The sequence below is a fragment of the Microbacterium sp. NPDC064978 genome, from assembly GCF_044543605.1.
Classification (GTDB): domain Bacteria; phylum Actinomycetota; class Actinomycetes; order Actinomycetales; family Microbacteriaceae; genus Microbacterium; species Microbacterium meiriae.
The window spans coordinates 739,960-753,209 of record NZ_JBITWF010000001.1; the positions used below are offsets into that span (position 1 = coordinate 739,960).

A 13,250-nucleotide genomic window follows, 5' to 3' on the forward strand; every position below is an offset into this window, starting at 1 on the left:
TCACACCGGATCGAACCGCCACGGCAGGGTGTGGGCGTGGAGGGTCCCCTGTGCCCAGCCGAACGCCCGGCCCTCATCGCGCACCTGTGTCTGGAACAGCTCGACAGCCCCGCCGGAGGCCAGCGCCGCATCGACATCGGCGAAGGCGGAGAGTCGGTGCAGTGTGAGCCAAGTCGGCGGGAAGAGTCGCCACTCTCCTGACGCGTGACGGGCGAGAGCCTCGGCGGGTGACACCCAGGCGAGCTCGACGACCTCGTCGGCGGACGGCGACGGTTCGGCGTCCGGCGCGAGGGCGAGGAAGAACCAGGTGCGGATCCGGACCGGCGCCTCCGCCGGCGGACGCCACTCCGACAGCGGCACCAGATCGCGCGCCGTCAGTCCGACCTCCTCCGCGGTCTCCCTGGCGGCGGCGCGACGCGCGTCGTCGACCTCTGCAGCGCCCGGCTGACGGTCCCCCGGCTCGACCTTCCCGCCGGGGAAGACCCAGGCGTCTGCGAACGAGCCTCGCGACGGACGGCGCAGCAGCAGCACCTGGAAGCCGTCGGCGGCGGGCCGCAGCAGCACGACGGTGCCGGCGAGCGGGAGGTCCTCGTCGGGGGTGGTCACCCCGTCACTCTACGACGCGAGGACCGGCGTCTGCGCGACCCGCCGCGCCTCCACGCGGTAGGACACCAGTGCGATGAGGAGACCGGCCACTGCGAGCACGGCGCCGGTCCACGCCGGCGCCGTGAAGCCCCAGCCGACCGCGATCACGATGCCGCCGAGGAAGGCGCCGAGGCTGTTGCCGATGTTCAGGGCGGAGTGGTTCATGGCCGCCGCGATGGACTGGTTGTCGCCGGCCACGTCCATCAGCCGGGTCTGGATCGTCGGGCTCAGCACGGACGAGACGAACCCGACGAGCACGACGACGAGGCTCAGGCTCACGATCCAGAACGAGAGCACGGCGAGCAGAGCGAACACGACCGCCATCGCGGCGAGACCGAGCAGCAGCGTGCGGCGGAGGTCGATGTCGGCGAGGTGACCGCCGACGAGGTTCCCGCCGGTCATGCCGAGCCCCATGAGCACGAGCACGATCGGCACGACCCAGTCCGGCGATCCGGCGACCTCCGTCACGAGCGGGGCGATGTAGCTGTAGACGGCGAAGAACCCGCCGAACCCGATCGCCCCGACGCCGAGCGTGAACCACACCTGACCGATGCGGAACACTCCGAGCTCGGCCCGCATCGTGCGTCCGGGGTTCCCCGGGTGTGCGGGCACGAACAGCGCGATGAAGACGGTGGCGAGCGCGAACACGAGCGCGACGACGGCGAAGGCCGCGCGCCAGCCCCATGCCTGACCGAGGAAGGTACCCAGCGGCACCCCGATGACGTTGGCGACCGTGAGTCCGGTGAGGATGAACGCGACGCCCTTGGCACGGTTGCCCGGTCCCATCACGTCGGCGGCGACGAGCGCGCCGATGCCGAAATACGCACCGTGCGGGAGCCCGGCGAGGAAGCGCGACACCCCGACGAGCTCGAACGTCGGCAGCACCACGGTGAGCGCATTGAACACCGTCAACGCCAGGGCGAGCACGATCATCACCCGGTGCCGCGGATAGCGGGCGACGAAGCCGGCGATGGTCGGGGCGCCGATGACTACGCCGAGCGCGTACAGCGAGATCAGCCAGCCGGCCTGGCTCAGCGCCTCCTCCTGGCTCGACGCCCAGACGGACGGGAGGAGATCGGCGGCGATGTTCGGCAACAGGCCCATGACGACGAACTCGGTCATGCCGATGCCGAAGCTGCCGATGGCGAGGGAGAGGAGCGCCCACTTCGCCGCACCCCTCGAAGGTGTCGAGGGATTCACCGGTTCAGCTTACCGGTCGTCGGACTCCTCGATCGCCGCCTCCAGGCGCTCGACCTTGGCGTCGAGCTCCCCCGTGTAGCCGGGACGGATGTCCGCCTTGAGGACGAGGGACACCCGCGATCCGTACGGCATGACCGCCTCGGTCGCCCGCTTGACCACATCCATCACGGTGTCCCAGTCGGGCCCCTCGATCTCGGTGAACATGCTCGTCGTGCGGTGCGGGAGCCCCGAAGCGCGGACGACGCGCACCGCGGCGGCCACCGCATCGTGCACGGAGGCATCGCTGCGGTCGGCGCCATCGACGGGCGCGCCGCTGGGGGCGACGGAGAAGGCGATCAACATGGGTTCACTCCTGGGTTCGGGGACGGCGGACGACGGGGACCCGCGCGAGCGCGACGGCGCTCACGACGGCGAGGACGACGAGCAGCGCGTTGCGCATCGTGAGCAGCAGGACCGGGGCGGCTTCGGCCCGCAGCAGCCCGTCGTAGCTCAGCGGATACACGAGACAGGTGAGCAGGCACAGCGCGAGCACGAGCGCCGCGGCGGCCTGCGCGCGGCGGCGGTCGAGCACGAGCCACAGGATCACGGGCGCCAGCAACCAGGTCTGGAACTGCGGCGAGCCGACCTTGTTCAGAGCGATGAGCACCGTCACCAGCAGCAGGGCCAGCGGCGGGAAGAGTCGCGCGAACGACGCGCCTCGCGCGGCCTTGACCCCGCCGACGACGGCGACGACGACCACGGCGAGCGCGAGGAGCGGGGTGAGGACCGTGGAGACGACCTCCGCGCCCGGAGCGACGATCTGGAAGGTGAGGATGTCGTAGCTGTACTCGATGCGGGCGGCCCCTGTCACGGCCATCCAGAGGAACGGCGTCGCGGCGACCGCCTCGATCTGGAGCCCCCGGCCGGTCTGTGCGGTGAGGAAGCCGAGGATCTCGGTGTCGGCGCCGAGCAGCAGGAGCGCCACCACCACACCGGCGGTGACCCCCGCGGCGGCCAGGAGCATCCGCAGCCGCGCCCTCCCGGCCACGACCGCCGCGAGGAGGAGCGCACCGGGCCAGATCTTGATCCAGGCGCCGACCGTCAGCAGCGCCGCGGCGATGGTGGGGCGGCTGACCAGCCACAGACCGGCGACGACGGCGAGGGGCACGGTCACGGCATCGATCCTGTACAGCGCGATGGGTCCGAGGAGCAGCAGCGCCGCACACCAGAACCACGCGGCTGTCCGACGCGCCCGGACGCGTCCGCGCCCGACGAGGACGGCGAACGCCAGGGCGTCGAGCGCCGTCACCAGCAGTGCCCAGCCGATGAGGTAGGCGCCGGAGACGCCGAGCAGCGGGAGGAACGGTGCGGCGAGCCCGGCCGCGAGCATCATCGGCAGGAGCGCGAGCTGCGGATACACCCAGGACTCCGTGACGCCCACGACCTCCCCGCCGCTCCACGCCGCGGTGGCCCAGGGCTCGTACACGAGCACGACGTCCCCCATGGGCTGGCTCGGGTAGACCCAGCCCAGCCACGCGGTCATGAGGTGGACGAGGAGGAAGGCGATCCACAGGGCGAGCGCGCTCCTCCGGGTCGAGGTCCTCACGACAGGAGGTCCGCGACCGCGCGGGGCAGCGTCTCCGCGACGTCGAGCGCGACGATCGGATGGCCGCTCGCGCCCGCGGTCGCCGCGGCGGCGAGGCGGGCGGCGTGCCCGTGCAGCCAGACGGCCGCCGCAGCGGACTCGACGAGCGGGCTGCCCGGATTCGCGGCGATCACGGCGGCGACGATCCCGCCGAGCACGTCGCCCGTGCCCGCCGTCGCGAGCCAGCCCGTTCCCGCCTCGACGGCGATCAGCGTGCCGTCGGGTGCGGCGAGCACGGTGCGCGCGCCCTTGCGCAGCACCACGCCGTCGATCGCGGCGGACACGGCGCGGACGTCTGCGAGATCGTCCGAGGCCCCGTCGATGCCGATGCGCTCCCGCAGCCGCGCGAACTCCCGGCCGTGCGGCGTGGCGACGAACGGGGCGCGTGCGGTCGGCGCCAGATCGAGCGCTCCGGCGTCGATGACCACGGGGACGTCGCCGCCGACGATCTCCCGCAGTGCCTGCGCCTCCGTCGCGCTCCGGTCGTCCGGGTCGGTCCCGGAGCCGATCACCCAGGCACCGACCCGCGTGCGTCCGGCATCCGGCCCGCCGACGGTCTCCGGGCGCCGCGAGAGCACCGCCGCGACCGCCGACGGCGCGCCCACGTAGCGGACGAACCCGGCACCGGTGCGCCAGGCGGCTTCGACGCCGAGCACCGCGGCGCCGGGGTAGGCGGCCGATCCCGTGCGCACCCCCACGACGCCCCGCGAGTACTTGTCGTCCTCGACGGTCGGAGCGCGGAAGAACCGCGCCGCGTCGTTGCGGGACCACTCGCGCACGTCGCTCATGACTCCACGTTAGCCCGACGGCCCTGTCCCGTCCGCGTCGGCGGTACCGTCGAACGGTGAGTCTTCTCTTCTCCCCGCTGACCATCCGGTCCACCACGTTCCGCAACCGCCTCTGGGTGTCCCCCATGTGCATGTACAGCGCCATCGACGGCGTCGCGCAGGAGTGGCACCACACCCACCTCGCGCAGTTCGCTTCGGGGGGCGCCGGACTCATCGTGGCCGAAGCCACGGCCGTCGTGCCGGAGGGGCGCATCTCTCCCCGCGACCTCGGGCTGTGGGACGACGCGCAGCGCGACGCCCTGGCCCCGATCGTCCGGGCGATCCACGACCGAGGGGCGGCAGCGGGCATCCAGCTCGCGCACGCCGGGCGGAAGGCCTCGACCTGGTGGCCGTGGGCGGACGAGCGCGGCACGGTCCCCGCCGCCGAGGGCGGATGGACGACCACCGCACCGTCGGCCGTGGCCTACGAGGGGTTCGCCGCGCCGGTCGCGCTGGACGCGGCGGGCATCGACCGCGTGGTCGACGGGTTCGCCGCCGCGACCCGGCGGGCGCGGGAGGCCGGATTCGACGTCATCGAGATCCACGGCGCCCACGGCTACCTCCTGCACCAGTTCCTGTCGCCGCTGTCCAACCTCCGTGAGGACGAGTACGGCGGCTCGCTGGAGAACCGGGCCCGGCTGCTGCTGCGCGTCGTGGACGCGGTGCGCGAGACGGCCGGCGACGACGTGCCGCTGTTCGTCCGCATCTCGGCGACCGATCACGCCGAGGGCGGGTTCACGCCCGAGGAGGCCGCGACGGTCGGCACCTGGGCGACCGCGCACGGCGCCGACCTCATCGACGTCTCCAGCGGCGGCCTCGTCGCGCACCAGCGCATCAGCGTCTCCCCCGGTTACCAGGTCCCGCTGGCCGAGACCGTCCGCCAGGGCGGGCGGATCCCGGTGTCGGCCGTCGGCCTCATCACCGCGGCCGCGCAGGCCGAACAGGTGCTCGCCGACGGCGCGGCCGACGCGATCTTCGCCGGACGGGAGTGGCTGCGCGACCCGCACTTCGCGCTCCGCGCCGCGCACGAGCTGGGGGCCGAGGTCGCCTGGCCGCCGCAGTACGAGCGGGCGCACTGGCGCTGACGCCCACGACGAAGGCCGCCGGTTCCCGTGGGAGCCGGCGGCCTTCGCGTGTCGCGACGTCAGTGACCGCGGACGCGACGGGTCGCGTCCTGCACCTCGCCGACGAGCTCCTCGAGGATGTCCTCCAGGAACAGCACGGCGGTTGTCTCCCCCCGCGCGTCGCGGACCTTGGCCAGGTGACGGCCCGCACGTCGCATGACGGCGAGGGCGTCCTCCAGGTCGGTGTCCTCCTGCACGGGCACCATGTGATGGATGCGCTTGCCGGGGATCGGCTCGAGCACCTTGGCTTCGGCGTCCGGTCCCTCGGAGGCCCGCAGGATGTCCTTGAGGTGGACGTAGCCGATCGGGACGTCCTCGTCGTCGACGATCACGTAGCGCGAGAACCCGTAGCGGGCCACCGCCTTCTCGATGTCGTCCGGCGTGGTCGTCTGCGGCAGTGTGACCAGGTCGCTCAGCGGCACGGCCACGTCGCGCGCCTTCTTGTCGGTGAACTCCACCGCGGCCGTCACCGTGCCCGCGGTGTCCATGAGCACGCCCTCCCGGCGCGACTGACTGACGATCGTCGCCACCTCATCGAGCGTGAAGGTCGACGCCGCCTCGTTCTTCGGCTCCACCCGGAACAGGCGCAGCACACCGTTCGCCGCCGCGTTCAGCAGCCAGATCACCGGCATGAACACCTTCGACACCCACACCAGCGGCGTCGCCAGGAGCAGCACGGCCCGGTCCGGAATCGAGAACGCGAGGTTCTTCGGCACCATCTCGCCGAACACGACGTGCAGGAACGACACGATGAGCAGCGCGATCGTGAACGACACGACGTCCACCGCACCATCCGACCAGCCCACGGCGTGCAGCGGCACGGCGAGCAGGTGGTGGATGGCGGGCTCCGAGACGTTCAGGATGAGCAGCGAGCAGATCGTGATGCCGAGCTGCGAGGTCGCGAGCATGAGCGTCGCGTGCTCCATGGCGTACAGCGCCGTCTTGGCGGGACGCGAGCCGCGCTCCGCCTTCGGCTCGATCTGCGAGCGCCGCGCGGAGATCACCGCGAACTCGGCGCCGACGAAGAACGCGTTCGCCGCCAGCAGGACGACGAGCCAGGCGAGGCCTCCCCAATCGCTCACAGGGACACCCCCTCGATGATGACGGCATCCGGTCTCGGGACGTAGCGCACCCGATCCACCCGGCGTCCGTCCATGCGGACCACCTGCAGCGTGCCGCTCTCCAGGGGCACCTCGTCTCCGACGACAGGCACACGCTCCAGAACGCTCATGACGTAGCCGCCGACCGTGTCGTACACATCGCCCTCCGGCACCTCGACGCCCGCGCGGCTGCGCAGCTCGTCCGGGCGCAGCTCGCCGGGGAAGGTCACCCCGTCGCGGTTGCGGATGATCCCGGCCCTCGTCCGGTCGTGCTCGTCGGAGACCTCGCCGACGAGCTCCTCCACGAGGTCCTCCAGGGTCACGATGCCGGCGGTCCCGCCGTACTCGTCGACGACGACCGCGAGCTGGTAACCCCGGCCGCGGAGGTCCGAGATGAGCGCGTCGACATGCGCGGTCTCCGGCACGCGGAGCGGATCGGTCGCGAGAGCGCCGACGGGCACCTCGGCGCGACGCTCCCGCGGCACCGAGATGGCGGCCTTGAGGTGCACGACGCCGGTGATGTCGTCGAGGTCCTCGTCGAACACCGGGAAGCGGCTGTGGCCCGTGCGCCGGGCGAGCTGGATCACGTCGTCCACGGAGTCACCGGCGGCGATCGCGTGCATGCTCGGGCGCGCCGTCATGACGTCCGCCGCCGTGAGCCGGGAGAAGGTGAGCGTGCGGTCCAGCAGCGTGGCGGTGTCGGCCTCCAGAACTCCGGCGCTCGCCGACCGTCGCACGAGCGACGACAGCTCCTCCGCGCTGCGGGCGCCGGAGAGCTCCTCCTTGGGCTCGATGCCCATGCTGCGCAGCACGCCGTTGGCGCTGCCGTTCAGCACGACCACCGCCGGCTTGAACACCGTCGTGAAGGCGATCTGGAAGGGCACGACGAGCTTGGCCGTGGCCAGGGGCAGCGCCAGCGCGAAGTTCTTCGGGACGAGCTCGCCGAGGATCATCGAGAGCACCGTCGCGACGAACATCGCCACCACGGTCGCGATGGGGGCGACGGCGGCTTCCGGGATGTTCCAGGCGACCAGCGTGGGACGCAGGAGGTTCGACAGCGCCGGCTCCATCGTGTATCCCGTCAGCAGCGTGGTCAGCGTGATGCCGAGCTGTGCAGACGAGAGATGCGTCGACGTGTGCCGGAGAGCGCTGATCGTCAGGGAGAGGCGGGACTCCCCGCGCGCCTGCCGCGCCTCCAGATCCGCGCGGTCGAGGTTCACGAGGGCGAACTCGCTCGCCACGAAGAGGCCGGTGCCGACCGTGAGCAGAAGCCCCACGCCCAACATGATGTAGTCCATCAGATCTTCCTCTCCGGGGAGAGAACGGGACGGTGGGGCGATGTTCGGCAACTGGGAGGGTCGTCCATAGTGCGCTCGATTCTACAGAAGCGGACTGTGGACGCGGCAGGCGATCACCAACTGACCGGCAGCGCCTTGCCCTCCTCATATCCCGCCGCGGACTGCAGTCCGACGAGGGCGCGCTCGTGGAACTCCGGCACGGTCGCAGCACCGGCGTACGTGAAGGACGACCGCACGCCCGAGGTGATCATGTCGAGCAGGTCCTCCACTCCCGGCCGCAGCGGGTCGAGATAGATCTTCGAGGAGGAGATGCCTTCGGCGAACAGCTCCTTGCGCGCCCGCTCGTACGCGTCGAGCCGACCGAACCGCGCCTGCACGGCCTTCGTGGACGCCATCCCCCACGACTCTTTGAACAGCCGCCCGTCCGCGTCGCGCTGGAGCTCCCCCGGGGCCTCGATCGTCCCGGCGAACCAGGAGCCGACCATGACGGAGGCGGCACCGGCCGCGAGCGCGAGGGCGACGTCGCGGGGGTAGCGCACCCCGCCGTCGGCCCAGACGTGCGCTCCGGCCTCGGCGGCGGCCGCGGCGGTCTCCAGCACCGCGGAGAACTGCGGACGACCGACCGCCGTCATCATCCGGGTCGTGCACATCGCCCCGGGGCCGACGCCGACCTTGAGGATCGAGGCGCCCGCGTCGACGAGATCCCGGACGCCGTCTGCGGTGACGATGTTTCCCGCGACGATCGGGAGCCCGAGGCCGAGGGACGCGACCTCCTGCAGCGCCCGGAGCATGCCCTCCTGGTGACCGTGCGCGGTGTCGACGACGAGCACGTCCACGCCGGCGGCCGCGAGCGCCTTCGCCTTGGCCGCCACATCGCCGTTGATGCCGACCGCCGCGGCCACCGCGAGGCGGCCGTCGGCGTCCACGGCGGGGCGATACAGGGTGGCGCGCAAGGCGCTGCGCGCGCTCAGCGTCCCGACGAGGTGGCCGTGGTGCACGACGGTGACGATCTCGACGTCCGCCTCGGTGATGACGTCGAAGGCGTGACGCTCGGAGCCGATGTCGTCCGCGTCGATGGACGGCGTCCCCCGGTGCACGAGGTCGCCGAGCTGTGCATCGGGCAACGCGGTCGCCAGACGCGTCGCCGGAAGGACGCCGACGATGCGGTCCACAGCGATCGGCGCCGCCCCGTGTGCCACGACGATCCCGTGTCCCACGGCGGCCGGAAGCAGGCGGAGCGCGTCGGCGACGGTCGCCTCCGGGGGCAGCACGAGCGGCGTGTCCCAGAGCACCGGCTGCCCCTTCACGTCGCGGATCGCGGCGTCGAGCTCCTGGAGCGGCAGGTCCTGCGGGAGCACGCCCAGCGCCCCGCGGCGTGCGAGCACGGCGGCGATGCGCGGCCCTGTCACCGAGTTCATGTTCGCGGCGACGAGCGGCAGCGTCGCGGGCGTGCCGTCGTGCGGGGCGAGATCGACCTGCAACCGACTGGTGACGGCCGAACGGCGCGGCACCAGGAAGACATCCGAGTAGGTCAGATCGACGGTCGGCTGCGCACCTGAGAACTCCATGCCTCCACGGTACCCAGATCGGCGCGGCGCGGGTCGCTCTCTTCGACGTCTCCCCGGTCGAAACAGGTTAGGCTTGGTGGTCGAGAGTGTGCGGGCCCGAGCGCATCCTGCGTCGTGCGTCCGCATCGGAGATCTTCAGCGATGAAAGAGGGCGATAGAGCGTGTCGAACCAGGTGACCGGCGTCGGTGGCGACGGGGGGTTCGGAGCCAATTCCTGGCTCGTCGAAGAGCTCTACGAGCAGTTCAAGGAGAACCGCGACTCGGTCGACAAGGAGTGGTGGCCCATCCTGGAGAAGTACCACTCCGAGACCACCGCAGGCGGAGGCGCTGCTGCTCCCACCGCGACGACGGCCCCGGCACACCCCGTGACCGCGCCCATCCCGGTGATCGGCTCGCAGCCCGTCGCCCGCACCACGGCGAAGCCCGCGGCGTCCGCCCCGATCCCCGCCCAGGCGCCGAAGCCGAAGCAGGAATCCAAGGAGGCGCAGCCGCCCTCCGAGGAGGACAAGGTCACCCCGCTGCGCGGTCTGCCGAAGACCCTCGCCGCGAACATGGACGAGTCCCTCACCGTCCCCACCGCGACGAGCGTGCGCACGGTCCCCGCCAAGCTGATGATCGACAATCGCATCGTCATCAACAACCACATGGCCCGCACCCGCGGCGGCAAGGTCAGCTTCACCCACCTCATCGGCTGGGCGCTCATCCGCACCCTCGACGAGTTCCGCAGCCAGAACGTCTTCTACGCCGAGATCGACGGCAAGCCGTCCGTCGTCGCCCCCGCGCACGTCAACCTCGGCATCGCGATCGACCTGCCCAAGCCGGACGGCACCCGCGCCCTCATGGTCCCGAGCATCAAGCGCGCCGACACCATGACCTTCACCGAGTACCTCGCCGCCTACGAGGACCTCGTCACCCGCGCACGCTCCAACAAGCTCACCGCCGCCGACTTCCAGGGCACCACGGTCTCGCTGACCAACCCGGGCGGCATCGGCACGGTCCACTCGGTCCCGCGTCTCATGAAGGGCCAGGGCTGCATCATCGGCGCCGGTGCCCTCGAGTACCCGGCCGAGTTCCAGGGCGCGAGCGACAAGACGCTCAACGAGCTCGCGATCGGCAAGACGATCACGCTCACCAGCACCTACGACCACCGCGTCATCCAGGGCGCCGGCTCCGGCGAGTTCCTCAAGAAGGTGCACGAGCTGCTGATCGGCCAGCGCGGCTTCTACGACGACATCTTCGCCGCGCTGCGCATCCCGTACGCGCCCATCCGCTGGAACCCCGACATCGCGGTCGACCTCGCCGAGCGCGTCGACAAGCAGTCGCGCGTGCAGGAGCTCATCAACTCCTTCCGCGTGCGCGGTCATCTCATGGCCGACATCGATCCGCTCGAGTACCGGCAGCGCTCGCACCCGGACCTCGAGATCGAGAGTCACGGGCTGACGTTCTGGGATCTCGACCGCGAATTCGTCACCGGCGGCTTCGGCGGGCGCCGCGTCGCGAAGCTCCGCGACATCCTCGGCGTGCTGCGCGACTCCTACTGCCGCACGCTCGGCATCGAGTACATGCACATCCAGGACCCGGAGCAGCGCCGCTGGTTCCAGGACAAGGTCGAGGTCAAGTACCAGAAGCCCGGCCATGACGAGCAGCTGCGCGTGCTGCGCAAGCTCAACGAGGCCGAGGCCTTCGAGACCTTCCTGCAGACGAAGTTCGTCGGTCAGAAGCGCTTCTCCCTCGAGGGCGGCGAGTCGCTGATCCCGCTCCTCGACGAGATCCTCCAGGGCGCGGCCACCGCCGGTCTCGAGGGGGCCGCGATCGGCATGGCCCACCGCGGCCGCCTGAACGTGCTCACCAACATCGCCGGGAAGACCTACGGCCAGGTCTTCCGCGAGTTCGAGGGCACGCAGACCCCCGGCAACCAGCGCGGCTCCGGCGACGTGAAGTACCACCTCGGCACCGAGGGCACCTTCGTCGCCGACGACGGCTCCTCGCTCCCCGTGTACCTGGCCGCCAACCCCTCGCACCTGGAGACGGTCGACGGCGTGCTCGAGGGCATCGTCCGCGCCAAGCAGGACCGCAAGCCCATCGGCACCTTCGCCTGGCTGCCGATCCTCGTCCACGGCGACGCGGCCTTCGCCGGCCAGGGCGTCGTCGTCGAGACGCTGCAGATGTCGCAGCTGCGCGGCTACCGCACCGGCGGCACGATCCACGTGGTCGTCAACAACCAGGTCGGCTTCACCACGACGCCGAGCGACGCCCGCACCTCGGTCTACGCCACCGACGTCGCCAAGACGATCCAGGCACCCGTGTTCCACGTGAACGGCGACGACCCCGAGGCGGTCATCCACGTGGCCCAGCTCGCGTTCGAGTACCGTGAGCGCTTCCACCGCGACGTCGTGATCGACCTCGTCTGCTACCGCCGACGCGGTCACAACGAGGGCGACGACCCCTCGATGACGCAGCCGCTGATGACCGACCTCATCCAGGCGAAGCGCTCCGTCCGCCGCCTCTACACGGAGTCGCTCGTCGGTCGCGGTGACATCACCGAGGAGGAGTACGACGAGGCCAAGGCCGACTTCCAGAACCGCCTGGAGATCGCCTTCGCCGAGACGCACGCCGCCGAGACCGGAGCCACCCCGATCGCCCCGGAGGAGGCCCCGCAGGTCGAGGACCAGGTCGGAGCCCCCGAGGTCACCGGTGTCCCCGCGGAGGTCATCCGCCTCATCGGCGATGCATTCGTGAACAAGCCCGAGGGCTTCACCGTGCACCCGAAGATCCAGCAGCTGCTGGAGAAGCGTCTCGACATGAGCCGCAACGGGAACATCGACTGGGGCTTCGGCGAGCTGCTCGCCTTCGGGTCGCTTCTCGTCGAGGGCACTCCGGTGCGCCTCGCCGGCCAGGACTCGCGCCGCGGGACGTTCGTACAGCGTCACGCCGCGCTCCATGACCGGGCGAACGGCCAGGAGTGGCTGCCGCTGTCGAATCTGTCCGACGCCCAGGGCCGCTTCTTCGTCTACGACTCCCTCCTCAGCGAGTACGCCGCACTCGGCTTCGAGTACGGCTACTCCGTGGAGGCTCCCGAGGCCCTGGTGCTCTGGGAGGCGCAGTTCGGCGACTTCGTCAACGGCGCGCAGTCGGTCATCGACGAGTACATCTCCGCCGCGGAGCAGAAGTGGGGTCAGCAGTCCAGCGTCACCCTCCTGCTCCCCCACGGCTACGAGGGTCAGGGGCCGGACCACTCCTCCGCACGCATCGAGCGGTTCCTGCAGCTGTGCGCACAGGACAACATGATCGTGGCGCGTCCGTCGACGCCGGCGTCGCACTTCCACCTGCTGCGCCGTCAGGCCTATGCGCGCCCGCGCAAGCCGCTGATCGTGTTCACCCCGAAGGCGATGCTGCGCCTGCGGGGAGCGACGAGCCCGGTCGAGGCGTTCACCGGCGGTCGGTTCGAGCCGGTCATCGACGACGACCGCGGTCTCGATCGTTCCGCCGTGAAGCGCGTCCTCGTGCACAGCGGCAAGGTGCACTGGGACCTCCGCGCCGAGCTGGAGAAGAACCCGAACCCGGAGATCGCCCTGGTGCGTCTGGAGCAGCTCTACCCGACACCCATCGACGAGCTGAAGAAGATCACAGACTCGTACCCGAACGCCGAGCTCGTATGGGTGCAGGAGGAGCCGGAGAACCAGGGCGCCTGGCCGTTCCTGGCCCTCGCGTTCGCGGATGTCCCCGGCGACCGCTCCTTCCGCCCCGTGTCGCGTCCGGCTTCGGCGTCTCCGGCGACGGGCTCGTCCAAGGTGCACGCCACCGAGCAGGCCGCTCTGATCCGCGCGGCGGTGACCCTCGGCTGATCCGCTCTCGGACGACGAG

The 13,250-nt window shown here is 71.2% G+C and carries 10 protein-coding genes; 2 read left to right on the forward strand and 8 right to left on the reverse strand.

The window, feature by feature from the left end:
• From ACIGJI_RS03875 to ACIGJI_RS03895, 5 genes are read right to left on the reverse strand one after another with little or no spacing between them, the layout of a single operon-like run.
• Window positions 1-606, reverse strand: coding sequence for an NUDIX domain-containing protein (locus ACIGJI_RS03875; protein WP_292796774.1), 606 nt, complete (start codon window positions 604-606; stop codon window positions 1-3).
• A 9-nt stretch (window positions 607-615) separates the two neighbouring features.
• Window positions 616-1,845 carry an MFS transporter gene (locus tag ACIGJI_RS03880; RefSeq protein ID WP_187663751.1) on the reverse strand — a complete coding sequence of 410 codons (1,230 nt, stop codon included), beginning with the start codon at window positions 1,843-1,845 and terminating at the stop codon, window positions 616-618.
• Between the two features lie 9 nt (window positions 1,846-1,854).
• On the reverse strand, window positions 1,855-2,187 hold the full coding sequence (locus ACIGJI_RS03885; RefSeq protein ID WP_292796778.1) for a thiamine-binding protein: 333 nt from the start codon (window positions 2,185-2,187) through the stop codon (window positions 1,855-1,857).
• 4 nt (window positions 2,188-2,191) lie between these two features.
• Window positions 2,192-3,430 carry a hypothetical protein gene (locus tag ACIGJI_RS03890; protein ID WP_363444553.1) on the reverse strand — a complete coding sequence of 413 codons (1,239 nt, stop codon included), beginning with the start codon at window positions 3,428-3,430 and terminating at the stop codon, window positions 2,192-2,194.
• Window positions 3,427-4,257, reverse strand: a complete 831-nt coding sequence (locus tag ACIGJI_RS03895) for an ADP/ATP-dependent (S)-NAD(P)H-hydrate dehydratase (protein ID WP_363444556.1) — start codon at window positions 4,255-4,257, stop codon at window positions 3,427-3,429. The genes ACIGJI_RS03890 and ACIGJI_RS03895 overlap by 4 nt, the downstream gene beginning before the upstream one ends.
• Before the next feature lie 56 nt (window positions 4,258-4,313).
• On the opposite strand from ACIGJI_RS03895, the gene ACIGJI_RS03900 reads away from it, so the two are divergent.
• A complete protein-coding gene (locus tag ACIGJI_RS03900) occupies window positions 4,314-5,381 on the forward strand; it encodes an NADH:flavin oxidoreductase/NADH oxidase (RefSeq protein ID WP_187663747.1) in 1,068 nt (355 codons plus the stop codon).
• A gap of 59 nt (window positions 5,382-5,440) precedes the next feature.
• Here the strand turns inward: ACIGJI_RS03900 and ACIGJI_RS03905 are convergent, their stop codons facing one another.
• From ACIGJI_RS03905 to ACIGJI_RS03915, 3 genes are all read right to left on the reverse strand, one after another.
• Entirely contained in the window at window positions 5,441-6,502 is a 1,062-nt protein-coding gene (locus ACIGJI_RS03905) for a hemolysin family protein (RefSeq protein WP_187663746.1), read from the reverse strand.
• Window positions 6,499-7,818 (reverse strand): hemolysin family protein, encoded by a 1,320-nt coding sequence (locus ACIGJI_RS03910; protein WP_060923227.1) that lies wholly within the window; start codon window positions 7,816-7,818, stop codon window positions 6,499-6,501. The genes ACIGJI_RS03905 and ACIGJI_RS03910 overlap by 4 nt, the downstream gene beginning before the upstream one ends.
• A 113-nt stretch (window positions 7,819-7,931) precedes the next feature.
• A complete protein-coding gene (locus ACIGJI_RS03915) occupies window positions 7,932-9,386 on the reverse strand; it encodes a GuaB1 family IMP dehydrogenase-related protein (protein WP_363444560.1) in 1,455 nt (484 codons plus the stop codon).
• A 161-nt stretch (window positions 9,387-9,547) separates the two neighbouring features.
• Between ACIGJI_RS03915 and ACIGJI_RS03920 the strand changes: the two genes are divergently transcribed.
• Window positions 9,548-13,231 carry a multifunctional oxoglutarate decarboxylase/oxoglutarate dehydrogenase thiamine pyrophosphate-binding subunit/dihydrolipoyllysine-residue succinyltransferase subunit gene (locus ACIGJI_RS03920; protein WP_187663744.1) on the forward strand — a complete coding sequence of 1,228 codons (3,684 nt, stop codon included), beginning with the start codon at window positions 9,548-9,550 and terminating at the stop codon, window positions 13,229-13,231.
• The last annotated feature ends 19 nt before the right edge of the window (window positions 13,232-13,250 follow it).

Excerpts from the sequence above, each read along its gene's own strand:
- ACIGJI_RS03910 (WP_060923227.1), bottom strand. The coding sequence starts at position 7,818 with ATGGACTACATCATGTTGGGCGTGGGGCTTCTGCTCACGGTCGGCACC.
- ACIGJI_RS03885 (WP_292796778.1), bottom strand. The coding sequence starts at position 2,187 with ATGTTGATCGCCTTCTCCGTCGCCCCCAGCGGCGCGCCCGTCGATGGC.
- ACIGJI_RS03895 (WP_363444556.1), bottom strand. The coding sequence starts at position 4,257 with ATGAGCGACGTGCGCGAGTGGTCCCGCAACGACGCGGCGCGGTTCTTC.
- ACIGJI_RS03915 (WP_363444560.1), bottom strand. The coding sequence starts at position 9,386 with ATGGAGTTCTCAGGTGCGCAGCCGACCGTCGATCTGACCTACTCGGAT.